The organism is Microbulbifer mixtoriginis (SeqCode) (assembly GCF_052466765.1).
This window is the reverse complement of record NZ_CP174289.1, coordinates 1,074,836-1,100,342: the sequence shown is the minus strand read 5'-3', so window position 1 is coordinate 1,100,342 and position 25,507 is coordinate 1,074,836. Positions and strand designations below refer to the sequence as shown.

Annotated in this window: 23 protein-coding genes; 15 read left to right on the top strand and 8 right to left on the bottom strand. The window is 49.3% G+C overall.

All coding sequences use genetic code 11. The features are described 5' to 3' along the window. Positions 1 to 35 precede the first annotated feature (35 nt). Entirely contained in the window at positions 36 to 542 is a 507-nt protein-coding gene (locus tag ACJJIV_RS04855) for a nuclear transport factor 2 family protein (protein WP_444890948.1), read from the bottom strand. A gap of 212 nt (positions 543 to 754) precedes the next feature. Here ACJJIV_RS04855 and ACJJIV_RS04850 point away from each other — a divergent pair, with 212 nt between their 5' ends. Further along, on the top strand, positions 755 to 1,795 hold the full coding sequence (locus ACJJIV_RS04850; protein WP_444890947.1) for an AraC family transcriptional regulator: 1,041 nt from the start codon (positions 755 to 757) through the stop codon (positions 1,793 to 1,795). A gap of 107 nt (positions 1,796 to 1,902) precedes the next feature. Here the strand turns inward: ACJJIV_RS04850 and ACJJIV_RS04845 are convergent, their stop codons facing one another. Next, positions 1,903 to 2,781 (bottom strand): LysR family transcriptional regulator, encoded by an 879-nt coding sequence (locus ACJJIV_RS04845; protein WP_444890946.1) that lies wholly within the window; start codon positions 2,779 to 2,781, stop codon positions 1,903 to 1,905. 114 nt (positions 2,782 to 2,895) lie between these two features. Between ACJJIV_RS04845 and ACJJIV_RS04840 the strand changes: the two genes are divergently transcribed. Both ACJJIV_RS04840 and ACJJIV_RS04835 read left to right on the top strand, forming a co-directional pair. Next, positions 2,896 to 3,267, top strand: a complete 372-nt coding sequence (locus ACJJIV_RS04840; protein ID WP_444890945.1) for a nuclear transport factor 2 family protein — start codon at positions 2,896 to 2,898, stop codon at positions 3,265 to 3,267. A gap of 244 nt (positions 3,268 to 3,511) precedes the next feature. Further along, positions 3,512 to 4,156, top strand: coding sequence for a hypothetical protein (locus ACJJIV_RS04835; RefSeq protein ID WP_252085059.1), 645 nt, complete (start codon positions 3,512 to 3,514; stop codon positions 4,154 to 4,156). A gap of 393 nt (positions 4,157 to 4,549) precedes the next feature. On the opposite strand, the gene ACJJIV_RS04830 is transcribed toward ACJJIV_RS04835, so the two are convergent. From ACJJIV_RS04830 to ACJJIV_RS04810, 5 genes are all read right to left on the bottom strand, one after another. Next, entirely contained in the window at positions 4,550 to 4,741 is a 192-nt protein-coding gene (locus ACJJIV_RS04830) for a hypothetical protein (RefSeq protein WP_444890944.1), read from the bottom strand. Further along, positions 4,725 to 5,018: a nuclear transport factor 2 family protein gene (locus ACJJIV_RS04825; RefSeq protein WP_444891695.1), complete on the bottom strand. Its 294-nt coding sequence runs from the start codon at positions 5,016 to 5,018 to the stop codon at positions 4,725 to 4,727. Before ACJJIV_RS04825 ends, ACJJIV_RS04830 begins: the two co-directional genes overlap by 17 nt. A gap of 78 nt (positions 5,019 to 5,096) precedes the next feature. Next, positions 5,097 to 5,552, bottom strand: coding sequence for a cupin domain-containing protein (locus ACJJIV_RS04820; protein WP_444890943.1), 456 nt, complete (start codon positions 5,550 to 5,552; stop codon positions 5,097 to 5,099). Next, complete coding sequence (locus tag ACJJIV_RS04815) at positions 5,552 to 6,427, bottom strand: SMP-30/gluconolactonase/LRE family protein (RefSeq protein WP_444890942.1); 876 nt, start codon at positions 6,425 to 6,427, stop codon at positions 5,552 to 5,554. Before ACJJIV_RS04815 ends, ACJJIV_RS04820 begins: the two co-directional genes overlap by 1 nt. A gap of 162 nt (positions 6,428 to 6,589) precedes the next feature. Next, positions 6,590 to 7,030 carry a DoxX family protein gene (locus ACJJIV_RS04810; RefSeq protein WP_444890941.1) on the bottom strand — a complete coding sequence of 147 codons (441 nt, stop codon included), beginning with the start codon at positions 7,028 to 7,030 and terminating at the stop codon, positions 6,590 to 6,592. Between the two features lie 430 nt (positions 7,031 to 7,460). On the opposite strand from ACJJIV_RS04810, the gene ACJJIV_RS04805 reads away from it, so the two are divergent. The 6 genes from ACJJIV_RS04805 to ACJJIV_RS04780 all read left to right on the top strand — a co-directional run bounded on the left by ACJJIV_RS04805 (position 7,461) and on the right by ACJJIV_RS04780 (position 14,758). Continuing rightward, entirely contained in the window at positions 7,461 to 8,246 is a 786-nt protein-coding gene (locus ACJJIV_RS04805) for an SDR family NAD(P)-dependent oxidoreductase (RefSeq protein WP_444890940.1), read from the top strand. A 121-nt stretch (positions 8,247 to 8,367) separates the two neighbouring features. Then, positions 8,368 to 10,200: an ABCB family ABC transporter ATP-binding protein/permease gene (locus ACJJIV_RS04800; RefSeq protein ID WP_444890939.1), complete on the top strand. Its 1,833-nt coding sequence runs from the start codon at positions 8,368 to 8,370 to the stop codon at positions 10,198 to 10,200. 72 nt (positions 10,201 to 10,272) lie between these two features. Then, on the top strand, positions 10,273 to 11,991 hold the full coding sequence (locus ACJJIV_RS04795) for a DUF8614 domain-containing protein (RefSeq protein ID WP_444888375.1): 1,719 nt from the start codon (positions 10,273 to 10,275) through the stop codon (positions 11,989 to 11,991). A gap of 309 nt (positions 11,992 to 12,300) precedes the next feature. Beyond that, positions 12,301 to 12,960 (top strand): glutathione S-transferase family protein, encoded by a 660-nt coding sequence (locus ACJJIV_RS04790; RefSeq protein WP_444888376.1) that lies wholly within the window; start codon positions 12,301 to 12,303, stop codon positions 12,958 to 12,960. Positions 12,961 to 13,345: 385 nt separating this feature from the next. Beyond that, on the top strand, positions 13,346 to 13,777 hold the full coding sequence (locus tag ACJJIV_RS04785; protein ID WP_252085069.1) for a hypothetical protein: 432 nt from the start codon (positions 13,346 to 13,348) through the stop codon (positions 13,775 to 13,777). Between the two features lie 198 nt (positions 13,778 to 13,975). Further along, positions 13,976 to 14,758 carry a PhzF family protein gene (locus ACJJIV_RS04780; RefSeq protein WP_444890938.1) on the top strand — a complete coding sequence of 261 codons (783 nt, stop codon included), beginning with the start codon at positions 13,976 to 13,978 and terminating at the stop codon, positions 14,756 to 14,758. A 58-nt stretch (positions 14,759 to 14,816) separates the two neighbouring features. On the opposite strand, the gene ACJJIV_RS04775 is transcribed toward ACJJIV_RS04780, so the two are convergent. After that, a complete protein-coding gene (locus ACJJIV_RS04775; protein ID WP_444890937.1) occupies positions 14,817 to 17,402 on the bottom strand; it encodes a thrombospondin type 3 repeat-containing protein in 2,586 nt (861 codons plus the stop codon). Positions 17,403 to 18,006: 604 nt separating this feature from the next. On the opposite strand from ACJJIV_RS04775, the gene ACJJIV_RS04770 reads away from it, so the two are divergent. The 6 genes from ACJJIV_RS04770 (at position 18,007) to ACJJIV_RS04745 (ending at position 25,463) form a co-directional block, all read left to right on the top strand. Further along, positions 18,007 to 19,473: an AlkA N-terminal domain-containing protein gene (locus ACJJIV_RS04770; protein WP_444890936.1), complete on the top strand. Its 1,467-nt coding sequence runs from the start codon at positions 18,007 to 18,009 to the stop codon at positions 19,471 to 19,473. Next, on the top strand, positions 19,470 to 19,994 hold the full coding sequence (locus ACJJIV_RS04765) for a methylated-DNA--[protein]-cysteine S-methyltransferase (RefSeq protein ID WP_444890935.1): 525 nt from the start codon (positions 19,470 to 19,472) through the stop codon (positions 19,992 to 19,994). Before ACJJIV_RS04770 ends, ACJJIV_RS04765 begins: the two co-directional genes overlap by 4 nt. Before the next feature lie 98 nt (positions 19,995 to 20,092). After that, positions 20,093 to 20,629 (top strand): gamma carbonic anhydrase family protein, encoded by a 537-nt coding sequence (locus ACJJIV_RS04760; protein ID WP_444890934.1) that lies wholly within the window; start codon positions 20,093 to 20,095, stop codon positions 20,627 to 20,629. Then, positions 20,622 to 20,837 carry a DUF1289 domain-containing protein gene (locus ACJJIV_RS04755; RefSeq protein WP_444890933.1) on the top strand — a complete coding sequence of 72 codons (216 nt, stop codon included), beginning with the start codon at positions 20,622 to 20,624 and terminating at the stop codon, positions 20,835 to 20,837. The genes ACJJIV_RS04760 and ACJJIV_RS04755 overlap by 8 nt, the downstream gene beginning before the upstream one ends. A gap of 58 nt (positions 20,838 to 20,895) precedes the next feature. Beyond that, complete coding sequence (gene dnaE / locus ACJJIV_RS04750) at positions 20,896 to 24,414, top strand: DNA polymerase III subunit alpha (RefSeq protein WP_444890932.1); 3,519 nt, start codon at positions 20,896 to 20,898, stop codon at positions 24,412 to 24,414. Between the two features lie 92 nt (positions 24,415 to 24,506). Next, positions 24,507 to 25,463 (top strand): acetyl-CoA carboxylase carboxyltransferase subunit alpha, encoded by a 957-nt coding sequence (locus ACJJIV_RS04745; RefSeq protein WP_252085077.1) that lies wholly within the window; start codon positions 24,507 to 24,509, stop codon positions 25,461 to 25,463. Positions 25,464 to 25,507 lie beyond the last annotated feature (44 nt).

The following is a 25,507-nucleotide window of genomic DNA, read 5'->3' as shown; positions in this document are numbered from 1 at the left end:
ATTCGGATTTTTTGATACTCGTTATATTGGTAGCTTTAATCTAATATCAGTTCACCCAAGTCTTTCCAGGCATCCTCTAAAAGACTTAACTGGTCACGAGTATTGGGATCAGCAGTAAGTATGGGAAAATCAGGATCATTCGGTAGCTTAGCAATAACGCCACGGCGGCATTGAAATAGCCAGCTGCCGTCTACCTTGACTAATTCATCATGGTATTCTGCGGCTACGGCAACGCGATAACCAGAGCGAGTCACTAAAATAAATACTGTAGTTGCTTTGCCTGAGGCAGATTGCCCATCTTCTGAAATATGATGTAATGGCGAACAGGTAATATGCCGGCTACCCAGTTTGTTGTGGATGACTGCATAGCGCTCTAGTTTTTCTCTTCCTCGGATTACTCGATTGCCATGCTCGAAGCGACCGTCAAGTGTAAAAAGTGACGCCCAACCTCGGGCATCACAGTTATCGATAGTTAAAGTGTAGCGAGCAAGTAGGTCGCTAATTGCGAATCGGTCTCTGAATAGCTGAAGTTCACTCATCATTTTATCCACTGATTATTTCGTTTCACTATTTATGAAAATAGCTCCTAAGCCGTGTTTCTGGAGATCACTTACAGGTGCAGCTTCTCCAGCCTGTACCCTGGTGTAGAAAAAATTAGGATGCCGCCGAAATAACTTTTGGGTACAAAGAGGCTTTCAAAAATCTATTATTCTTGCTTAATACCATAAATGGGCAGCTTAAGGATAAGCATGTCATGCAGACTGATGTTTCGATGGATCGCGATAAGACTCCGTTTTTTGACTGGGTGGCCAGGACAGATGATTTTGTAGTTAATGAACGCTGGCGCCGCTGGAAGGAGCTGATGGAGGCTGGTCTACCTTACCGCTGTGAATTGTTGCTCAAGTCTCATCATAACAGCGCGTATTATGGGGAATTTGCAGTATCTTCGAATCCTGAAACGGGAGATTCATTTGCTCGAGCCTGTTTCTCTGGGAATTCTTTTCATCGAGCAAGTAATCACTTGAGTGATGGGTATGCCAATTATACATTGGTATATCTTTTATCTGGCCGTGGTGCTATACAGCGTGGGAGTTATTTTACCCCGATGAATCCCGGTGGACTCTACTTGGTTGATCTGGCGCAGACAATTACTCATGATTTGGTTCATGAAAGTCGCTCGCTATTGTGTCGCATTCCCCGTGAGAAGCTCGAGGGGTTTCGTTCAGGTCCCAAGGATAACTGTCCTCTGACCATAGATGGTAGCAGTGGTCCCGGTCTCTTATTACGTAATTATCTTTTGCTGTTTCCCCAGGCCAAACAAAGGTGCACCTTTGCTTCTTCCAGCTTTCTCTTTAATCCGATAGCCGAATTAATTATTGCCTGTATCCAGGAGAGTCGTGGCAATTTGCAAGCGGAGTCGGAAACTCCGAGTCGCTTAAAGTCTATTTTTCAACAGGCTTGCAGGCTGATTCAAAAACACTGTTGTGACTCGGATTTGTCCGCGCCACAGCTGGCAGCGTCATTGGATATCTCAACCTCCTATTTACATAGAGCGCTGCGTTTTCATAATACCTCTTATATTAACTTGGTGAGACGTGCCAGGGTGGAGGCCGCATCCGCACAGTTATTGGCAGTCGGGAAAAATGCGAGTATTTTACAGGTGGCGTTCAATTGTGGATTTAACGGCACCAGCCAGTTTTCCCGGGCATTCAAAGAGGAGCTGGGTCTTAGCGCTTCTGAGTTTGTAAAGCGCTCTTTTGTGGAGCGGGAAAGAACTCTGGCACTTGAAAATTGACCCTATCTTTAGGGATTTTTCTTTTCATTTATAGTGAATTTTATCGGATACTAAGGCTAAGGTCCTACCTGTGTTCAATAGCCCCTCAGTCGAAGATAACTCGGAGGCTAGTGATAAGATGACATTAATGTTCTCAAAATCTTGGTGAAGTGTTGAACCTTTGGCGGAGGCCTTTTAGAAAAAAGGTGCATATAATGAACGGGAGTTGAAGCTACTGTGGCTAGATGCCTTAAAGAATCTTCTCTAACTAATTTTTCTGCAACAATGTCTGGTAGTCTTGCAACCCCTAAACTCATTGTTGTCATTTGTAAAATGTTATGTAGAGAGTTGCAGCGTATCTTGGGAATAACTCGAATCTCTTTTTTACTACCCAGCTGATAGTTCACCGGGGTGCCTTGCCAATCATTGATGATATGTTGCCAGTTGCGTAATTCGGTAAGATCGTCAGGTATTCCTCCCTGTTGCTCTATATATCCTCTACTCGCATAGAGGCTTTCCCGGAGTATTCCCAGCTTTGACACTTTGGCGGATTGCATATCCAGGCTGCCTACACGAATTGCCAGGTCTACTTGGGAATCAATCAAATTCATTGGGGCATCATCCGCCAGTAATCGAACCCCCAGCTGTGGATGCTGCTCGCTAAGCTGCCTAATTGCAGGAACTATAACCGGCTCGCAGAGCGCGTGGGGAGCCGTGATTGTCAGTATGCCCGAGAGTTCCTTGTTATTACTTTTTAAATCGGCCAGGGCGTTGTTGTAGATATCCCGGATCTCGCGACAGTGGGCGTAGAATTGGGTTCCTGTCTCCGTCAGTGAAAGCGAGCGGGTGCTCCGGTAAAGCAACCTTGTACCGAGATCTTCTTCCAATCTAGTCACTGCCTGGCTAATTGCCGACTTGGTACGTACCAGCTTGTCTGCTGCGGCAGTAAAGCTGCGGGCCTCAACTACGGCTAAAAATATCTGCATGTCCTCTAGACTGGGTTTCATAGTTTAATTTCGCTAAACACTAATTTGATTGAATGTGTGTTTATCACAGGCGGTGCGTTAGGGCAATATGCTTATGGAAGTTAAAGACCAAGCCTTTATCAAGAGGAGTCGGATATGAACAAGCTACTTATTGAGAAAACTATTGTGGCCAGCGAACATTGGAAGTCATTTTTTAATCACGGGAATGCTGAGGGCTGCGCTTCAATGTATGAACAGAATGCTCAAATGAATGCCAGGCCGTTTGGTGTATTTCATGGTCGGGAGCAGATAAAAGCTTTCTGGCAAAACCTAGTGGCTCAGGGATTCTCTGATGTGGCTTATCAGGATACCGAGATTGAGGTAGTTGATGGTTCCTCAACAGTTCTTACCAGTAAGTGGAAGATGAACAATGCGCAAGGAGTTATCACTCGGGAACTATGGGTCCTGCAAGAGGATGGAACCATGCGCCTGCGCGAGGATGACTTTGAAGCTATAGAACCAAGCTGAAGGTAACAGTATAAATACTTCTGATTTTCGCTGCTAACTAGCAGTATTGCCAACGCTCGCTGGTCAAGAATTTTTGGCCAGTTTTAATGAATAGTTATTTTATAGATATTTAATGTAACAAAAACAGATCCACCCTCGACTAAGAGGTGCCTTTTCAATTAAAGGGTGTGTAGATTTCTCTGAGAATTAAAAAAGCAGTTATTAATATTTTAATTAAATTGGGTTAAAGTAAGGGATATACAAGATGCCAGAATATCATCATAAGTTTCAGTGTAATAAGTGTGGTATTTTTGTGGTTGAAAACGGTTCTCCGTTGCCTCCTCCGGTGATGGAACATGCCTATTACCATGCCCATAATGTTATCAGTCAGTTTGGTCCTATCTATAAGGGGATAGCCCCTAAGCGCCGGCCAATGTTGCACTGCCAAAAATATGTCAAATATATTCAGACGGTACCTAAGGCTGGGTCTGCCCAAAATTTGGGGAATCAGGCCGTCAATAAAGTTAGAACACTAGCCAGGGATCGTGGCGGAAATGGTTCGAACACACCGAGTATGGTAGCAGTTATGTACGATAGTGTATTAGAACAGTGGTTTGAAGGATCAACAGGGAATGGAACCAGTCGAGGATATATCCCGAATACGATTTGGAACACTATTCCGGCAGAATTGGATGTAGACCGATATATCTTTGGTCGAACCTGTGCTGAGGTAGACTGCCTGAGAAGGGCATTCAGTCAGCGGCGTAAATCAGGAGAAAACAGTCAATCTATCAAAAATAGTATTTTTGCGGCTCGTCAGCCCAATAAGCACAAAGGGAAATCGGATAGAAGGCCTCCTTGTGGTGCATGTAAGGCATGGATAGCCAGAGCTGGGGCTAAAGCATATTAATTCTATTATTTCGTTATCGAGACATTGCGGCTTAGCGTAGTGAGTGGGGGCAGATCATCAATGTGTTTCTACTCGCTGCACTAAGTGTCCTGACGGATGCGCAATTGAAGCCCTATTTCTAGTCAATGATTAGCCCTCTGAGGCTGGAGTGGGAGGCTTTATTTATTACATTCCCTGAATTTAGGCAGATTACAATATCAGAGCCAATTGCGTTAAGCCTGGATAGATACTGATTGAAGTGATTATCTCTCCACAGGGCAAACATAGAATACAGCAAATCTTATTTATGTTTTGGTCAGGTGCTGAATCGTTTTTTTCTTGTTGATTTTCCATATTCTTGCAGTATGGCTGGTGCTCGTGTAACTGTCATAGGGGCTTCGACAATTGGTGCCATCAATGCCTGATGGGTTCGCCCAGTTGCTGCCATGCATCTAATAAGGATTTTATTATATGTGCAGTTTGCTGATCTGCATTGAGTAATGAAAATTCTGGATCTTCAGGTAAGCCAGAAGCGATGGCACTTCGGCGCAGGAATAGCCGCTCACCATTAACCTTCACAAGTTCATCGTCATACTGGCCCGCCATTACCACGCGATAACCCGCGCGAGTTGCTGCAAAAAACTACTATGGTTGATTTTCCCTTATCGGTCGCCCTATCGAGAGAAATAACATAAAGATATGAAGACGTGATATGTCGGGTACCCAAACGGCTGTGGACAAGCAGGTATTCATAAAGTTTTTGCCGCCCTTTAATCATCAAACTACCGTTTTCAAAGCGACCATTTTCGGTAAATAGCGAGGCACAGACCTTGGCGTCTTGATTATCTATAGTGAGAATAAACTTTGACAGCAAATCGAAAATTGCCAGCTGTTCAAAAATAATATTCTCATCCTCTATAATAATTTATATGTTCTTTCTATATAGCTATGGTATTTAGGCTCAGAACTGGCTTTCAGGAGTTGAAATAGGGGTGTTGACAGAAAGTATCAGTACCTTTGTCGATTCTTTGGAGGATGGGTTAAGCGCTTTGTGACCCTGTTGATTTAACGGCACTCCCTTCAGCGGTAAATCTCCACCAAAGTGCACATCACCTGGTTGGTAGGTTACACAAACCCCATCTTTTGTTGTTGTTCTCCATCGGCCGGATAAGGTAATGACCCATTGTGGACTGGGGGTTGGGTGGAAATCGCTTTCCCAGCTGGGAGGTAAGATGGCAAACTCACTGTTTATTACCTCTGGCAAATCTTTGTAGTGATATTCTGGATTGGGATTGGAATATTGGATTAATGTAAAGCCAGTTAAATAGTGCTCTGTTGTCCTGGAAATATGACTTTTGTCTGTCCAAAGGTGGTAGTACTTTTGCTGGGCTTCATGGTTTGTTTTCATATTTTTCATTAAGTTTCAAGATAGTAGATGGCATTATCTGAAGTGGCGTAAAGTCTTCCCTCTGCCATTGCTATGTTTACAAAGTTAATATCCTCAGAGTTTTCGTAGAGACACTGCAAGTTTTCTCCTTGTACTGAACAGGTCATCAACTTATTTAAGCTGGTAAATATTAGCTGTTTGTTCTCTCCAATAATTATTCCATCGATAAAACCCTGTGGGGGTATTTTGATGATTGTTTCTGTTTGAGCATTGCTTGACCCACAGCTGAGCTGGAGGGTGAATATAATTTGTTCATGGTTGGGGGCGTAAAAAGGCTTTTCTTTTGTGATGCTGCAGTTATCAACTAGAAACAAAGTTTCTTGATTGCGGGAGAGTGCAAGCCCGTGAGGAACAATAAATTCATCGCCCAGGCAAAATAATTGCGATGCTTGTACATCATAGGAGTATAATCCGGTGGGTAATTCGCTTTGTGGTTTAAACCCCTGGTAGTAACCATAATCGGGGTCGGTAAAGAAAAAGTGGGAGTTTGCTTGGACAATCTTGTTAGGTGAGTTAAAGGGTAGTCCTTTAAAGTTATCAACAATAATCTCTCGGCAAAAGCTATTTAAATTTATGCGGCTAATACATCCAGGACTATCATGGAATCCCTGCTCAGCCACTAGCAGGTGATTTTTATCAGCTGCCAGGCACATACCATTAGCCATATTGCTTCGCTCAATTACCGTATGTATAGACCTGTCTTTAAAATCAAAATAACGAATGGCCGATGGAGTTCGATAATCACTTGAAGGTTTGGAGGTGAAATATAATCTCTTTTGCCAATCGACCCATACGAGGCCTTCATGTGCATCGGTTTCAATTAGTGGGTGAAGGCTATATTGCATAGATTTACCCTTTAAGTTTGTTGTTCATTGCTAAAGAGGCCTATCGCCTAGACGCTTGTAATTTTCCAAACCGATAATTTTTTCTTCGCAGTAACTCACTGGCTTAAAAATCTAATAATAGCAGAGCTGGATTTTCTTAAATGTGCATCTAAGGACCACTTTCTACCACCCGTTAACACGAACGATAGGCAGATAAATGACCAAAATAAGGGGTATTCCCATCCACCCATAAACGGTTTGCTCTACACCATTAATAACAATGCCGCTAGTATGGTCAGCCCAGGAGAAGCCGGCGAGATAGTGACGCCCTGAAAACAAGGCGATGAGCAAGTAAAGTGACGTTCCTATTGCTGCGAAACGAGTGAATAGGCCAAAAGTGAAACCAATAAATGCGGCAAATGCGCAAAGCCCAGATATAACCACCATGATGCTGGAAAAACCTATAGCTGTGAAATATTGAACGACTTCTTCGTAAGTCTTGGCGCCTAGAAGTCCGAACTTTTCAGCAAAATGGTGAGTAAAGTTAAGCCCAATATAAATACGTATCAGCGCTAGTTGTAAATCAGCGGAGTTGCGGTAAGGCTTTTCCTTTAATTTTTGCATTGAGCTTTCTCTTTTGATTTCTGTCGATGGCATCTAATCTATTTTCCTGAAATCACACTTTTAACGAGGCTTAGTTTTCTTGCGGTCGTATATTTGCATGTCTTTCATATGCTCTTTATGGAGGCATGAAAATATTCTTTGGTCGATTTGTTGGTTGGCATATCGCACGGTGATACTAGGCTTTTATATAACTAACCTAAAATTAAGGAATTTCTTCATAATTCTTTAGGCTGCTTTGAAAGCTAGAAGGCTGATGTTGAAGGTTGCAACTGCTGGGTTTCAGCTCTTGCAAAGGCTATTGGTCAGGAGTTTTGTCTAACCTCTACAGCCTTAGGGGTCCACAAATGTATTACGGAATTTTTCAGGGACTCCTTAACTATAAGTACTCTCTTCATCAATACAGTAATTATCGACTTTGGCAGTGCCGACTATGGGAAAACTAAGCAACAAAGTCGCCATTGTTGTTGGCGGTAATGAAGGTATCGGTGATGGGACTACTCATCGCTTTGCGGAGGAGGGCGCCAAGGTGGCTATTTTGGCGCGCCGCGCTTTGGAGGGGCGAAAGGTCGAGCAGTCCATTCGTTCTTCCGGTGGAGAAGCTACTTATATCCCCTGCGATGTCACCGATAACAAGTTAGTCAGTCAAGCAGTGATGGAGACAATCAGTTGCTATGGGGCAATCAATATCCTGTTTTACGGTGCAGGGACGGGTGCGCCGAATATGTTTCCCTACGAGGGCTTACAGGAGTGGGAGGAGGTTTTTAAAGTCAACCTGACTGGCTGTTTTCTGATGTGTAAAGCGGTTTGGCCCTACCTGATTGGCGCAGGGGGTGGTGCCATTATTAATGTGTCTTCGCTTGCTGCGCAGAGTGCGCCAACCGATACGCAATTGGAGCAGGTTAGTTTCCTGCCATCAGCTTCTTACTATGCCTCGAAAGCAGGGGTGGAAGCCTTTACTCGTTATATTGCCGGAATTGGGGCACGTCACAATATCAGAGCCAATTGCTTGCGGCCTGGGCAGATACTGACCGAGGCGGTGACCTCTCCAGAGGGCAAGCATGTCTTTACTAACTTCTTAGAGCCCGCGCAGATGCTGAGGGGGCCGGGATACCCGCTCGATGTTGCTAATGCCGCTGTGTTTTTGGCGTCAGATGACTCTCGCTTTATCACGGCAGAAACGATTAATGTGGATGGAGGCTTGGTAGCCAAGGTTTGAGATTTGCTGCTCAACTTTTGGTCTATGGGTACTGTATCCAATCGGTTTCTGCGATTGAGCGTCTATTTAACCCTTTAAGTCTATTTATAATAGGCGGCTATTTTTCCTTTCGGAACTGATTATGCCGAGACCCAAGTCCACTGTTTCTCTGGACGAGGTGCACTGGGGTGCGCTGAAAACCCTGTTCCCCTACTTATTGGAGTTTCGCCGGGCTGTCGCCCTGGCAATTTTGTGCCTGATTGGGGCAAAAATTGCGGGGGTCACTTTACCCTTTATCCTCAAACATATCGTCGACAATCTGGATAAAACCGGTGGTGTTGCCCAATCCATAGCCCTGCCACTGGGACTGTTATTGGCTTATGGTGCGGTGCGATTCTCCAGCACTCTGTTTGGTGAGTTGCGGGATACCATCTTTGGCCGGGTGACGGAACGGGCTCAGCGTCGAGTTGGCCTGGAGGTATTTCGGCACCTACACAAGTTGGATATGGACTTTCACTTGGATCGGCGCACCGGGGGGCTCTCTCGGGATATTGAAAGGGGCAATAGCGGCATCGGCTTTTTGATGCGCTTTATGGTGTTCAATATCGTACCCACTCTGCTTGAGATCGCCATGGTAGCGGGCTTGCTCTGGTGGAATTACAGCGGCGTGTTTGCTTTGGTAGTGCTGGTCGCCGTTATTGTTTATATCGGCTTCTCTGTCGTGGCCACAGAGTGGCGCACCCGTTTTGTACGCGCCCTGAATGAAGCCGAATCCCAGGCCAGCAGTCGTTCGGTAGACAGCTTGCTCAACTATGAGACGGTGAAATATTTTGCCAATGAGCGGCATGAAGCGAATCACTACGATCGTGAGCTGGCGGTATGGGAGCGGGCCCGGCGTAAAAACCGCCTATCGCTATTTAGCCTGAACACTGGCCAGGCACTGATTATTGCCTCTGCCATGTGCGCAGCGATGGTTTTGGCGGCGGTAGGCGTGACCAAAGGGCAGATGACCATCGGAGATTTTGTCCTGGTTAACGCCTTTATGATGCAAATTTTTATCCCGCTGAATTTTCTCGGTTTTGTCTATCGGGAAATGAAAGGTGCCCTGGCCAATATTGAAAAGATGTTCTCTTTGCTCAGGGTTAAGCCAGCGGTGGCCGATCAGTCCGAGGCCTCAGATTTGCAAGTGCAGGAAGGGCGAATTGAATTTGATGCAGTGCGCTTTGGCTACAAAGACAATCGTGAAATTCTACGCCAAGTTAGCTTCTCCGTGCTGCCACGCCAGAAAGTGGCGATTGTGGGAGCCAGCGGGGCCGGTAAGTCGACCCTGTTTAAGTTGTTGTTCCGCTTTTATGATGTAAGTGATGGGTCGATTCGCATTGATGGCCAGGATATTCGTACGGTCAGTCAGGAATCCTTGCGTCGCGCTATTGGTGTGGTGCCCCAGGATGCGGTGTTATTCAACCAATCAATCAAAGAAAATGTGCGTTATGGGCGGGTGGATGCCACTGATGAGGAAGTGATGGCTGCAATTCATCATGCTCACCTGTCGGATTTTGTCCGCCAGCTGCCCCAGGGGGTGGATACTCTGGTTGGTGAGCGCGGCCTTAAGCTATCCGGTGGTGAAAAACAGCGGGTTGCCATAGCGCGGGCGCTGCTCAAAAAACCACCGATTATGATTTTTGATGAAGCCACCTCCTCTCTGGACAGTCGTTCGGAACGCAGTATTGTCGCCTCTCTGAAAGAAATTGCCCGCGAACAGACCACACTGGTGATCGCCCACCGTCTTTCGACAATTGTGGATGCCGATAAGATTTTGGTCATGGATCAAGGCCAGATCGTTGAGCAGGGTTCCCACAGCCAGCTTCTGGAGGAAGGCGGGCACTATGCGACCCTGTGGCGCATGCAGCAGCAGGAGCGTACGGCTGGAATAGGAGAGGAAACTCCTGTGGCTTCTCAGGTGGCGGAGCCATAAAAGCCTGTCTTGATAATTGTGTGTAGCCAGACTAATGTGGCGCCGAAACAAAAAAATGATAGGCAGAGCGATATGACCATTCCCTTTCACACTACCAAGATCGCTGCCGCACTGCTGGCCATGGCGCTGGTGGGCGGCTGTAGCAAAGACAAACAGGCCGAGGAAATCCGTAAAGATGAAGCGGAGGCACAGATTGTAGAATCTGAGACGGTCACACCGCCCGCAGGCCAAGCCATAGAAAACGCTGATAAGCGTTTTAATATTTATGTACCGGTAGAACTTACCGCTGATATGAGTAATCTTAGCGAGAATCAGCGTAAGATGATCGGCCTGTTGATTGATGCCAGCCGGATTATGGATCGACTGTTCTGGTTGCAGTCCTACGGCCCAGCAGAAGTGCTGCTGCCTGATATCGAAGACAACCGCGCGCGCAAGTTTGCCGAGATTAATTACGGTCCTTGGGATCGCCTCAATGACAATAAGCCGTTTATCACTGGCTACGGTCTCAAACCCCTGGGTGCCAACTTCTATCCGGCAGATATGACTCGCGAAGAGTTTGAGAACTGGGACCAACCTGGAAAAGATGGCCTCTACTCTCTGGTGCGCCGCAACGATGCCGGTAAGCTGGAGCTGATCCCCTACAGCAAAGCCTACAATGCTGACCTGAAGAAGGCAGCGGATATCCTGCGCCAGGCAGCCGCGCTGGCGGAAAGTAAAGAATTCGCCAACTATCTGGGCATGCGTGCCGACGCGCTGCTCAATGATAATTTCCGTCCCAGCGATATGGCATGGATGGACATGAAGGAAAATGATATCGACGTAGTGATCGGCCCCATTGAAAACTACGAAGATCAAATGTTCGCCTATCGCACGGCTTACGAGTCTTACGTACTCCTCAAAGATAAAGAGTGGAGTAAGAAGCTGGCCAAGTTTGCTGCACTGTTGCCTGAATTACAGGAAGGCTTGCCGGTAGAAGAAAAGTACAAGGCCGAAGAGCCAGGTACCGATTCTGATCTGAATGCGTACGATGTACTTTTCTACGCAGGTCACAGCAATGCGGGTTCCAAGACGATTGCCATTAACCTGCCTAACGATGAAGAAGTTCAGCTGGCGAAAGGCACTCGTCGGCTGCAGCTGAAAAACGCTATGCGTGCCAAGTTTGACAAGATCCTGGTGCCCATCAGCGATGTATTGATTGCTCCAGATCAGCGCAAGCACATCACATTCCCCGCTTTCTTTGCCAATACCATGTTCCACGAGGTGGCGCACGGCCTGGGTATTAAGAAGACTGTGACCGGCGGAGCAAATGTACGCCAGGTGTTGAAGGAGACTTCTTCCTCTCTGGAAGAAGGCAAAGCCGATATTCTCGGCCTTTATATGGTGACCCGCTTGCATGAGAAAGGCGAGATCCAAGAGGGCGAGCTGATGGATAACTACGTTACCTTCCTCGCTGGTATTTTCCGCAGCGTGCGCTTCGGTGCAGCCAGTGCCCACGGTAAGGCCAATATGATGCGCTTTAACTTCTTCAAAGAGCAGGGCGCCTTTACCCGCGATCCGAAAACCGGTCAATACAGTGTGGATTTCGAAAAAATGCAGCAGGCCATGACCAACCTGTCGCGCCTGATCCTGACTATTCAGGGTGATGGTAACTACGAGCAGGCCAAAACTCTGCTCGCTGAAAAAGGGGTTATCGGTCCTGAGTTGCAGGCTGACCTGGATCGATTGGCAGAGGCGGATATACCCGTGGATGTTACTTTCATCCAGGGTAAAGAAGTTCTTGGCTTGAAGTAAAGCTAAGCAAATTTTCATCTTAAAAACCCGGCATTTGCCGGGTTTTTTATTTTTACCTGGAATAAACTCTTAGGGAAAAAGTAGGGGAAAGTTTAGATGCAACATATATTGAGTATCAGATATTGCTTTTACGGAGACTCTTTTATCGGTTGATAGAAAAAGCTAAGTGATTAATCACAAAAAATGAGGAGGTTTACATTGAAGAAACACTAAAGTAGGTTGATCATCATTTTGGATTTATAGTTGAGTCTATTTAATTACCCTGTTATCTGTTTTAAAGACCGTATCTAAAAATTTTAAGGGAAAAACATGGAACGTATTTTATACACTGGTACTAAAAATGCCTCCAGCTGGGCTTTTCGGGCATGGCTACCTTTTAGGGAGCTGGGTATTGAATTTGAAGAGCAGGTTGTTGATATTCGCAAGCCGCAGCGCTTTGAAAATCTTCGCCGGATTGGTGAGATATCCCCCGCTGTTTCAGTACCCGTATTGGTTGAAAACCAGAGTGTTATTTTTGATTCCCTAGCCATTATGGAATATGCCAACGATATTGGCGGCGGAAGTTTACTTCCCTCAGATCCTTTGGCCAAGGCTAGAGCACGTTCTTTCTTAAGTTGGCAACATGCGGGTCTCTCAGGGTTGTGTCCACGACTTTCTTTTGAAAGCGCTTTTTATCAGGATAAGCGTCAGATGACCCAGTCTGAGCAGGCAGATGCGGAGCGACTGTTTCACTGCTGGGAGCAAGAATTAGCCCATAGTGGTGGCCCTTACCTTTGTGGTGATCTCTCCCTCGCAGATCTGGTACTGGTGCCCACGGTTATCAGGTTGTATACCCATAGCCCGGAAATGTGCGATTGGCCCCGGGCTCATCAATGGGTAATGAGGCTTCTGGCAAGAGAGAGTGTGGAAGAGTGGATGTCGGAAGCCAAAAGCTTGCCGCCGGTAATTCTGGATGACTACCGAAGGTAAAGAGGAGAGAGGCTTCCATTACTGGTTTCCTCACTCAATGGGTACTTTAGGAACTAGTTCTTTTACCTCTTTGTGTCGTCCTCAAATGGCGTATATAACCTGAAAAATGAAGGAAGCTGCGTATTTTATGTGGGAAGATCCGCAAATGTGAACCTATAGATTATCCAAGAAAAAAAGACGACTAGAATAGGGTGTGATATACGTCAGATTTGCCCAGTGGAATTGGGCGGTCCATATCTAAAAATTAAGGATAATTATTAGAACTATGAAAATACCAGCCCTGGTTCTTGCCTTCTTCTTTAGTCAGTATGTACAGGCGTCTTGTCAATTAGAGGAATATGAACGTTTTCTAAACACCCAGAGTTTAGTGATGTTGGAGGCGTCTGTGCAGTTGTTTGAAGAAGATAAAGATAAATTCAAAATAATAAAGCCGTTTGTGAAGTTGGAAGTTAGAAATAACAAACTGAAAGTCTATATCGCCAAGAAACTTAGTGAGTTGAACCCCGAGGTGTTAAATCTAAAGGGGCCAATTGCAAACTATGTGCCCAGTGTGTCTGTTCAGATAATGCCGGATGGATCAATACGGGATAAGGTTGACCTTGCTATGTCCAAGGATAAATTTTATAGAAGTGAAAAGTCGGCCATGAAGCCGATTGAAAAATTATACCTCTATCATGACGGCATGACGGAGCTTGAGAAAAAGCGCTTTCTCTCGGCCAGGAATTCCTTGAGTGCACATATGGAAACCAATGAGCAGTTTGAGTTTATGAAGCGGGCTTTTACTACCTCCCTGGCAAGTGTTTGCCCTTTGGATTGATAGAGTTCTGGAGTATGCGGTATGGATAAGGTGAAAATGTAATTTAATATTTAAAGCCAGGTTTCTACTTAAAGGGGCACTAAGTTGTCCCTTTTTTATATTTGTTTATTTTGTGCTGCGTTGTATATATTGCCTGTAATAGAGGCGCTACTAGTAATAATCTAGTTGTTATTTTATAAGTGGGAGGTTTAGAAGAACATGGAAATTAATATTTATCAGGTAGATGCCTTTGCATCCAGTATGTTTTCTGGTAATCCGGCCGCGGTTTGTCCACTTGATGAGTGGCTCACAGATATACAGATGCAGAATATTGCTGAAGAAAATAACTTATCTGAAACGGCTTTTTTTGTTCCAGAGGGAGAGGGTTATAGGCTGCGATGGTTTACACCTGAAGCTGAGGTGGATCTCTGTGGTCATGCCACCCTGGCAGCAGCCCATGTTTTGTTTAAACATTTATCGTACGCAAAGCCTGTTATCAACTTCGAAACGCGCAGTGGCTTGTTAAAAGTGGGGCTCTGCGAAGGCGGCTATAAAATGCGATTTCCTATCAGTATCCCTGCCCCAACGGAATGTCCCTCAGGTTTGGCTGAGGCTTTAAGTGTGGTTCCTGTGAAAACTTTGGCTGCCTTTGACTATATCGTGGTATTGGATAGCGAGACTCAACTAAAGAGCGTTAAGCCTAATTTCATGTTGCTAGCTGAGCTCGATTTGAGGGGGGTGGTGATTACCGCACCGGGAGATCACTGTGATTTTGTCAGTCGCTGTTTTTTTCCCAAGCTGCGAGTCAATGAAGACCCAGTAACAGGATCTGCACATTGCGAGTTGGCACCCTATTGGAGTCAGGTTTTGGGTAGGTCACATCTCAATGCAATGCAGCTATCAAAGAGGCGCGGAGTGCTCACCTGTGAGGTTGTAGGTGATGAGGTTATTCTTATCGGCCAAGCCGTTGACTATATGCGCGGTCAAATATCGTTTCAATAAACCTTTGTAAACATAAAGCCCCGGAACTCGGGGCTTTATTGCTTTTATAAGGGCTTTACTACGGCAGGCTTATGGGAACCGCACAGGCGAGATAGATATCCAGCTTGTTATTGGTGAGCTCCAATCCGCCAAGAGTCAGGCGTACCTGGTTAAAGTCTGCCTGAGTATTTGCCAGTAACAGGCGGTGATTCTGGGCACCATTGACCTTAAATGGAGCTAACCTATAACCGCTGATGCTTTCACCTGTAGCAGTTCCGTCCAGATAGGTACTGATGGTAATACTGTTGAGGTAGATAAGATCCAGTACTGAGCTCGTATTTTCCACCAGGAAGCTAAGTAGGTAGCGACCACTTTTCACGTTACTGTGGTTGACCTGGATATAAGTGCTGCCTCCAGCGCCGCTCGCAACTTCCATTCTGGCGGCATCGGAGGGTATTCCATTGCCTACTTTGGCTAATGAAACTACTGAGCAGCCATCGCAGGGAGCATTGATACCATGTTCCAGCTCTGTGCTAGCGCCATCCATTATTTCAAGCCCCTCGAAGGAAGTGCAGGAAAGGACAGTATCGTAGTCACAGGCGTCACCAATGCCGTCCTGATCAGAGTCTTCTCCATTCGGATTCCAGGTTTGAGGGCAGTTATCTGAGGTGTTTTCCACACCATCGTTATCTACGTCGGGGTCGCAGGCGTCGCCCTGTCCGTCTCCATCACTATCTGTTTGCGTTGGATTGGATATAGCTGGGCAGTTATCTGCGCTGTCATCCAAGGTGTCATTATCGATATCACTATCGCAGGCGTCGCCGTTGCCATCTTCATCCCCGTCTTCCTGCTCCGGGTTTGGTACATGTGGGCAGTTGTCTAGGGTGTCCTCGATGCTATCTCCATCGACATCGTTGTCACAATGATCACCGCTTCCGTCGCCGTCACTATCGCTTTGATCATTGGGAGCTAAGGGACAGTTATCTTGTTCATTCGTCGTACCATCGCCATCCCGGTCATTGTCACAAATGTCTCCCAGGCCATCGTTGTCCTGGTCTGACTGATTCGGGTTCGCTACTGCGGGGCAATTGTCTACACCATCGTCGAAGCTATCGTTATCTGCATCGGTATTGGTATCGCAGGCATCCCCGACGCCGTCCCCATCATGATCCTCCTGAAGTGTGTTGGGGTTATGGGGACAATTGTCACTGCTATTTACGATGCCATCGTTATCCAGATCGGGGTCGCAGGCGTCACCGAGGTAGTCGGTATCGCTATCCTTTTGGAGGGCATTGGGGTCGAAGCGACAGTTATCGATCAGGTCGATGATACCGTCGTTATCATCGTCGCTGTCACAGATATCGCCGATCTGGTCATTATCGTTATTGGCTTGATCTCGATTGGGAATGGCAGGGCAGTTATCTTCTGTGTTGACACTGCCGTCACCATCCTTATCGCTGTCACAGGCGTCACCAATACCGTCTCCGTCTCGGTCGAATTGGCTGGTATTGGCAATGTTTACACAGTTGTCGACATAGTCAGTAATTAAATCCCCGTCGATATCAGAGTTGTTATCACAGGCATCGCCGAAGCTGTCACCGTCGGTATCTACCTGGTCCTCATTGGCCACGAGGGGGCAATTGTCTGCATCGTTGTCTACCCCATCGCCATCCCGGTCGGAGTCACATAGGTCGCCTCTGCCATCTCTATCGGTGTCGGTTTGATCTGCATTGGCATCGACGGGACAATTATCGGCATGGTCTTCAATGCCATCCGCATCATCATCGCTATCGCATAGATCGCCCTTTCCATCGGAGTCGATATCACTTTGGTCGGTATTGGCGATAGAAGGACAATTATCAGCTTCATTATGAATGCCGTCGTTATCGAGGTCCGGATCGCAGACATTGCCTAATCCATCGTTGTCCTGATCCTCTTGTGCTGGGTTTGGTTTGCCAGGACAGTTGTCACTGATATCTTCGATGCTATCACCGTCATCGTCGTTATCGCAGGCGTTGCCCGTGCCGTCGTTGTCGGTATCCACTTGATCTTCGTTGGGCACTTGCGGGCAGTTGTCTACACCATCATCCAGGCCATCATTGTCGGTATCACTGTCGCTATCACATAGATCGCCAATGCCGTCATTGTCTAGATCGGTTTGGTCTGGGTTGGAGACGGTAGGGCAGTTATCGAGGCTATTGGTGAAGTCATCGCCATCGAGGTCGTTATCGCAGCTGTCACCGACACCATCGCCATCCATGTCACTCTGTTCATGGTTGGCGTTTGCAGGACAGTTATCCGAATCGTTGACTACTTCATCACCATCGAGATCTTCATCGCAGGCATTGCCAGCTTTATCGCCGTCACTATCTGCCTGATCGATGTTGGCGATTTGTGGGCAGTTATCTTCTAAGTCCAGGTGATTATCATTGTCATCATCGTTGTCACAGGCATCACCGCTACCGTCGCTGTCGAGGTCATCTTGGGAGGGATTACTGATGCTGGGGCAGTTATCGTCGGAATTGCGAACGCCATCTCCATCACTGTCTGTCACATTGGAGCCCGGGGGGAAGTTATCGGCGGCTCGGGCTTTTCCTTTGTCCGATCCGCAGGCACTCAATAGCAGTAGCGAAAGAAAAAATACAATTAACGATATTTTTGACATGCTTTGAAATCTCTGGAAACAAATACTTTTTTGTTATCTTTTGGGGAAGAACTGTCATTTGCTACGAGAAAATAGAAGTGAAAATAAGTGCCCACTTCTTGAAGGTTGCTTCCCTATAGATGTAATTGGTGGAGTAAATATCTGATTTTTATTTCTTATCAGAATAGATAGGCCACCGAATTTCGATGTGGATAAATATGTGTGATTTCTCTGAATAAAGGTAATGATTGAAAAAATAATGGCAGTTTATTTTTTTAGTTTTTCTTGTTGGCAGTGAGGGAGGTGAAAATGCCTGCACATTTGTGCTGAGAAATTTTCAACTTGTTGCCGGTGTGTATTTTTGATGGGGAATAAGCGGAAAGACGTTGATAGTTTTGAAAATTTCTTGTGAGCTGTAAAGAGTAATCAGGTGCGTAAATTAATCGGGCAACCGGATATAGTCCTTGCCGCGGCAAACGTTGGTTATGTGAATTGATTTCTCATGATAACGAAGGCTTGAGTCTTGTTATGACTATCGGGTCTAATGGTTTTTGGGTCAGTTCCGTTTTTGACTAGTTTTCAAGGCAGCGTGGAAATACACTGGAGGTCAGATTCGGGAGGGCAAATGAAAATTGATGCGGCAATTTGTTCCAGCGCGCGGCTTGCCCGCGATCGGCGTTTTGATGGGCGTTTTTTTACGGCGGTGAAGACGACAGGTATCTTCTGTCGACCCATCTGCCCCGCTCGGCCTCCGCTGGAGCGCAATGTCACTTATTTTGAGACTGCGGCGGAGGCGGCCAATGCGGGCTTTAGGCCCTGCCTGCGGTGTCGCCCCGATTCTGCGCCGGGCAGTCCAGCTTGGGGATTGGTATCGACCACCGTGCAGCGCGCTTTAAAACTGATGCGCAGTGAGCGCGAGCCTCAATCTGTGGAGCGACTGGCAGAGCGTCTCGGAGTCAGCAGCCGCTATTTACGCCGTCTGTTCTCTGAGCACCTGGGGGTAAGCCCCTTAGCGGTTTGGCAAACCGAGCGGGCACTGTTTGCTTTTCGTTTACTGCGAGATACGGACTTGCCTATTGCTGAAATAGCCTACGAGGCTGGTTTTAACAGTTTGAGACGCTTTAACGGCGTATTCAAACAGATCTATCAACGCACTCCATCCGAGGTGCGCAGGGAGGGGCACGCAGTGCGCGTGGAGAAGGCGAGTGCCACACGGGTGCGGTTGTACCTGGATTACCGCCCGCCGTTAGATTGGCAACAACTCCTGGCTTTTTTGGGAACTCGCGCTTTGGCGGGGGTAGAGCAGGTGGAGGGGGAGGTCTATTCACGCAGTTTCGGACTGGATGCTTGTCGCGGCGTGATGGAGGTCTCCCACGATCCGGAACGCAATCGCCTGGTAGTGGAGGTTTTTGGTCAGGAAGGTGGGGCAGGGTTATATCTGCTGAACCAGCGCCTGCGCCGGCTGTTTGATCTGGATGCGGATGTTGAGGAGATCCAGACAGTATTAAACGAAGATCCATTGCTGGCAGATCAGTTGGCGAAGAATCCGGGCCTGCGCTTGCCCGGTGCCTGGGACCCATTCGAATATGCACTGCGGGCGATTCTCGGTCAGCAGATCAGTGTCGCGGCGGCGACCACTATTGCCGGACGTATAGTGGCCCGCTACGGGGAGTCGTTTGTGGACGATGCTGGCAGAGAGCGGTTTTTATTCCCAACGGCGGAGCGTCTCGCCGAGGCGGATTTTGTCGATCTGGGCTTGACCCGGGCTCGGGTGAAAACCCTACAGGAGTTTGTCGCCGCAACTTTGGATGGCCGTTTGAGTTTTGCTGATCAGTCCCTGGAGGATTGGTGCAGCCAAGCCACAGCACTGCCGGGTATTGGCGATTGGACAGCGCATTATATTGCTATGCGCGGCCTGTCGATGCCGGATGCTTTCCCCGCGTCGGATTTGGGTATTCTACAAGCCCTGGGCAGTGATGGTGAAAAGGCAAAACCCAAGCAGGCCCTGGAGCGGGCAGAGCAGTGGCGGCCCTGGCGGGCATATGGAGCCATTTTGTTGTGGCAGTCCCTGAAATCTGGAGAGAAAAAATGATTGTCTATGAGAGTTACACCACGGAATTGGGGGATGTTGCCATCGCAGCCTGCGAGCAAGAGGGGCTCTCCCGAGGCGCCAGAGGTATAGTTGCACTCCAGTTTTATGACGATGAACGACCATTGCGTTTGGGGGCCGGTTGGCAGCGGGGCGCCTCGGAGCTGACGGATTTGGCCGTCCAGCAGTTGCGGGAATATATCGCCGGCCAGCGCAAAAATTTTGATCTGCCACTGGCGCCAAAAGGCACTGAATTCCAGCGCCGGGTTTGGGATGCGCTGTTGCAAATTCCTTTTGGCGAAACCCGCAGTTACAGCCAGCAAGCCCAGTGGTTGGGCCAGCCACGGGCTATTCGTGCGGTGGCGCGGGCCAATGGTGCAAATCCGATTGCCATCGTTATTCCCTGCCACCGCGTAATCGGAGCTAATGGCAGCCTTACCGGCTACGCTGGCGGCCTGTCTTTGAAAGCGCGCTTGCTCACCCTTGAGGGTGCCAACTTTGTCCAGCAGGGCGAGCTGCTCTAGCGGGTAATATTGGGAAAAGCGCAATCATCTCTCCCTAGCCACGGCCTCTTTGGCGCGAGATAATAAGCGGTTCATAATCATATCGAGCCGGAGGCCAAATGCTGTACAGATTGGGGGATAAACAGCCACAACTGGAAGGTGAGGGCCACTATATTGCGCCCGGTGCCCATGTGATTGGAGATGTGCGTATGCTTGCGCACAGCTCCGTATGGTTTAACGCGGTGGTGCGCGGTGACTGTGCGCCTATTACTATCGGTGAATACAGCAACGTACAGGATGGCTCGGTACTGCATGCCGATGTCGGTGTGCCATTAACCATCGGCACCGGTGTCACCGTAGGCCATAAAGTGATGCTGCACGGCTGTGACATTGGTGATTACAGCCTGATTGGTATCAATGCCGTGATCTTAAACCGGGCCAAAATCGGCAAGTGCTGTATCATTGGCGCCAATGCGCTGGTGACCGAGGGCACAGAAATTCCCGATTACTCTATGGTGCTGGGCTCTCCCGGCAAGGTAGTAAAATCTCTCGATCCCGCCACCTACGAGCTGCTCAAAGCCAGCAGCGATCACTATGCGGCCAACGGCAAACAATTCGCCAGTGAACTGGTCCCGCTTGAGGCTAAAGATGTCTGAACAACCGGTAAAAACCGTGGAGCCGAAAGAGCGCCCGGTGAAATCCCCCTGTATCTCCGTATGTGCCCTGAATGAGCAGGACCTGTGCGAGGGCTGTTTTCGCAGTGGTAATGAAATCAGCCGCTGGGGCTCCATGAACAATGATGAGCGCCGTGTAGTGTTAAAACTCTGCACTGAGCGCGCGCGGCAAATGGGCCGAATCTGGTAAACAATCGATAGCGCTTTGTCGGGGCCGGGCCTCGCAGGGCCCGGAACTAAATGCGACTATGACCCAACCCTTTGTCCACCTAAGAATTCACTCAGAATTTTCCCTGATCGATGGCCTGGTAAGAATCAAGCCGGCCATCGCCCGCGCCCAGGAGCTGGAAATGCCAGCCCTGGCGATTACCGACCAGTGCAACCTCTACGGGCAGATCAAATTCTACCGGGCTTGTTTGGGCGCCGGTATCAAGCCGATTACCGCAGCGGATTTTTGGCTCAGCGAAGGCGGCGAAGGCAAGCCGACGCTGATCACGCTCTATGCGATGAATGCCGATGGTTACCGCAATATTACCGAGCTAATTTCCCGCGCCTGGATGGAAGGCCAGTACCACGGTAACGCCTATATCAAACGCGAATGGGTTAAGGAGTACAGCGAAGGGGTGCTGATGCTGTCCGGTGCCAAGTACGGCGATGTGGGCCGTGCACTGGTAGCGGGGCGCCGCGCCCAGGCAGAGGAGCTGGCACGGGAGTGGGCGGAGTTATTTCCCGGCCGCTACTACCTGGAGTTACAGCGCACCGGTCGCGCCGGCGATGAAGACTACCTGCACTCGGCGGTGGATTTGGCGCAGGCATTAAATTTGCCAGTGGTAGCCACCAACGATGTGCGCTTTATGGAAGAGAGCGAGTTCGAGGCCCACGAGGTGCGCGTGTGTATTCACGAAGGCCGCGCCCTCGATGACCCCCGCCGCGAGCGCCGTTATTCCGCCGAACAGTATTTCCGCACGCCGGAAGAGATGTGGGAACTGTTTGGCGATATCCCCGAAGCCCTGCAAAACACCGTGGAGATTGCCAAGCGCTGTTCGGCGCCAATCCAGCTGGGTAAATACTTCCTGCCGGAATACCCGATTCCCGAGGGTATGACCGAAGACCAGTTCTTCGAAAAGGTCTCTTACGAGGGTATGGAGCGGCGCCTGGAAACTATCCTGGACAAGTCCGCTACGAATTATGCCGAGCGTCGCAAGGTCTACGAAGACCGGCTGCGCTTTGAGCTGGATATCATTATCCAGATGGGATTCCCCGGTTACTTCCTGATCGTAATGGACTTTATCCAGTGGGCTAAAGACCACGATATCCCGGTGGGCCCGGGGCGGGGTTCCGGTGCCGGCTCCCTGGTAGCCTACTCGCTGGATATTACCGATCTGGACCCGCTGCAATACGATCTGCTGTTCGAGCGATTCCTCAACCCGGAGCGGGTATCCATGCCCGACTTCGATATCGACTTCTGTATGGAGAAGCGCGACCGGGTAATTGGCTACGTTGCGGATAACTATGGCCGCCAAGCGGTGAGTCAGATTATTACCTTCGGCACCATGGCCGCGAAGGCGGTGGTGCGAGATGTGGCGCGGGTGCAGGGCAAGTCCTACGGCCTCGCAGACAAGCTGTCGAAGATGATTCCCCCTGATGTAGGTATGACCCTGCAGAAGGCCTTCGACCAGGAAGAGATATTGCGCGAGTTCCTCGAAAGCGATGACGAGGGCCAGGAAATCTGGGAGATGGCCCTGCAGCTCGAAGGGGTGTCTCGTAACGTGGGCAAGCACGCCGGTGGTGTGGTTATCGCCCCCACCAAGCTCACCGACTTCGCACCGCTCTATTGTGATGAGACCGGTGCAGGCCTGGTGACCCAGTTTGATAAAAACGATGTGGAAGATGCGGGCCTGGTGAAGTTCGACTTCCTCGGCCTGCGGACGCTGACCATCATCGACTGGGCCAAGCGCATGGTGGATGAGACCCGTGCGCGCGAGGGGCTGGAACCTCTGGATATCGCCGCGCTGCCACTGGACGATGATGAAACCTTCAAGATGCTCAAGCGGGCAGAGACCACTGCGGTATTCCAGTTGGAATCCCGGGGCATGAAGGACCTGATCAAGCGCCTACAGCCGGACAACCTGGAAGATATGATCGCCTTGGTGGCTCTGTTCCGTCCGGGTCCGCTGCAATCGGGCATGGTTGATGACTTTATTAACCGTAAGCACGGTCGCGCTCAGGTGGCCTACCCGGATGCCAAATACCAGCACGAGAAACTGCAACCGATCCTGGAGCCCACATACGGCGTGATCGTCTACCAGGAACAGGTTATGCAGATCGCCCAGGAGTTGGCGGGCTATACCCTCGGTGGCGCTGACCTGTTGCGCCGGGCGATGGGTAAAAAGAAACCGGAGGAAATGGCCAAACAGAGGGCCACTTTTGAAAATGGGGCAAAAGAGCAAGGAATTGACCCCGAACTTGCGATTAAGATCTTCGACCTGGTAGAGAAGTTCGCAGGCTATGGTTTTAACAAGTCGCACTCTGCGGCTTACGCACTGGTGTCATACCAGACCGCTTGGCTGAAAGCGCACTATCCCGCCCAGTTTATGGCGGCGACCATGTCTTCGGATATGGATAAGACCGATAAGGTGGTGACCTTTATCGAAGAGTGTCGCGCCATGGAGCTGGTGCTGGTGCCGCCGGATGTGAATCTGGGTAGCTTCCAGTTCTCGGTGGATATCGATAACCGTATTATTTACGGTCTCGGTGCCATCAAGGGCCTGGGTGAGGGGCCGATTGAAAATATTATTGCGGCGCGGGAAGAGGGCGGTCCCTTTACCGATCTGTTCGATTTCTGCTCGCGTGTCGATCCGCGCAAGGTGAATAAGCGCGCACTAGAGGCGCTAGTGCGCTCTGGTGCCTTCGACAGCATTGGGCCGGATACTGGCGGCAGTGATGGCTTGGATTATTCCCGCGCGGTACTGTTTAACGCGCTGGATGAAGCGGTGAAGGCGGCGGAACAGCAAAAGGCTAATGCCAATGCAGGCATGATGGATTTGTTCGGTGAGGTGGTGCCCCAATCTTCCGATGGTGATGTGTACGAGGACTTCCGTCGCACTCGCTGCTGGAGTATTCGCGAGCGCTTGGAGGGTGAGAAAAACACCCTGGGTCTGTATCTCACCGGCCACCCCATTGACGAATATGCCGGTGAGTTACAGCACCTGGTGAAGGCGCGAATCGCCGACTTAAAACCTGGCCGCGAAGCGCAAAAAGTGGCGGGCCTGGTGGTTGCCATGCGGGTGATGAAGACCAAGCGTGGCGATTCCATGGCTATTGTTACCCTGGATGATCGCAGCGGCCGTATTGAGGCGGCCATGTTCAGCGAGGCATTTGGCGAACACCGCGACAAGCTGGCTAAGGATGCGCTGCTGGTACTCGAAGGCCCCGTGGCCAATGACGATTACAGCGGCGGTCTGAAAATGACCGTGAATGGGGTTTCCACTCTGGATGAGCTGCGTCAGAGCCGGGTGACCGGTGTGCGTCTGCAAGTCGATACCGGTGTTGTGGCCCCTGGGTTAGCCAAGCGTTTGGCCTCGTGTTTGCAGCCCTATACCGGTGGCCAGTGCGGGGTCAGTCTGGAAGTGTTGCGCCACGATGCGCGAGGTCTCTACCGCCTGCCTCCACAATGGAATGTGGAGCCGAATGATCAGATGGTTCAGTCCCTGCGGGAGTTGCTGGGGCGTGAGCGGGTGGCACTTCAATACGCTGAGCGGCGTTAAAGTCCACTGGGCTCGACTGGTCGGTTCTGTACAGTTAAGCTATGTCGCTGTGATTGCCCAGAGGCATGGAAAAGAGTTAAGGCGCAGATTTCATGAATTTCAACTTTCTCGAGTTTGAGCAGCCGATTGCAGAGCTGGAAAGCAAAATTAAAGAGTTGCAGCTGGTCGGGGACGACAATGAGCTGAATATCGCCGATGAAGTGACCCGGCTGCGGGATAAGAGCAGAACTCTTACCGAGTCCATCTATGCAGACCTGAGCCCCTGGCAAGTGGTCCAGGTGGCCAGGCACCCGCAGCGTCCATACTCCAAGGATTATATTGAGCGGCTATTCACTGATTGGGACGAGCTGCACGGCGATCGTCATTTTGGTGATGACAAGGCGATTATTACTGGGATCGCACGCTTGAATGGCAAGCCGGTAGCGGTGATCGGTGAAGAGAAAGGGCGCTCTGTGAATGAGAAGGTTGCGCGTAACTTCGGTATGCCTAAGCCGGAGGGCTACCGCAAAGCTTTGCGCATTATGGAAATGGCCGAGCGTTTTAAAATGCCGGTGCTGACTTTGATCGATACTCCAGGGGCTTACCCTGGAATCGATAGTGAAGAGCGCGGCATCAGTGAGGCCATTGCCCAGAACCTGGCGGTGATGTCCCGTTTGCGCACGCCGATTATTTGTACCGTGATTGGTGAGGGTTCTTCCGGTGGTGCTCTGGCAATTGGTGTTGGTGATCAGCTCAATATGCTGCAGTACTCCACCTACTTTGTGATTTCTCCAGAGGGCTGCGCCAATATTATCTGGAAAACCGTAGAGAAGGCTCCACTGGCTGCCGAGGCTATGGGGGTGACTTCCAGTGTGTTGGAGGAGTTAGGTATTGTGGATGAAACCATCCCCGAGCCCCTCGGCGGTGCGCACCGCGATCCGGATGCCATGGCTGAGAGCCTGAAGGAGCGCCTCGGTGAACAACTGGAGCAGTTGAGTGCTATTCCTATTGATGAGTTGCTGGAAAAGCGCTACCAGCGTCTGATGAGCTACGGCAATATCGTTTCTTAATATTCTTAAAAAGGGCAGTTCCGATCATGGCGCTGCCCTTTTTT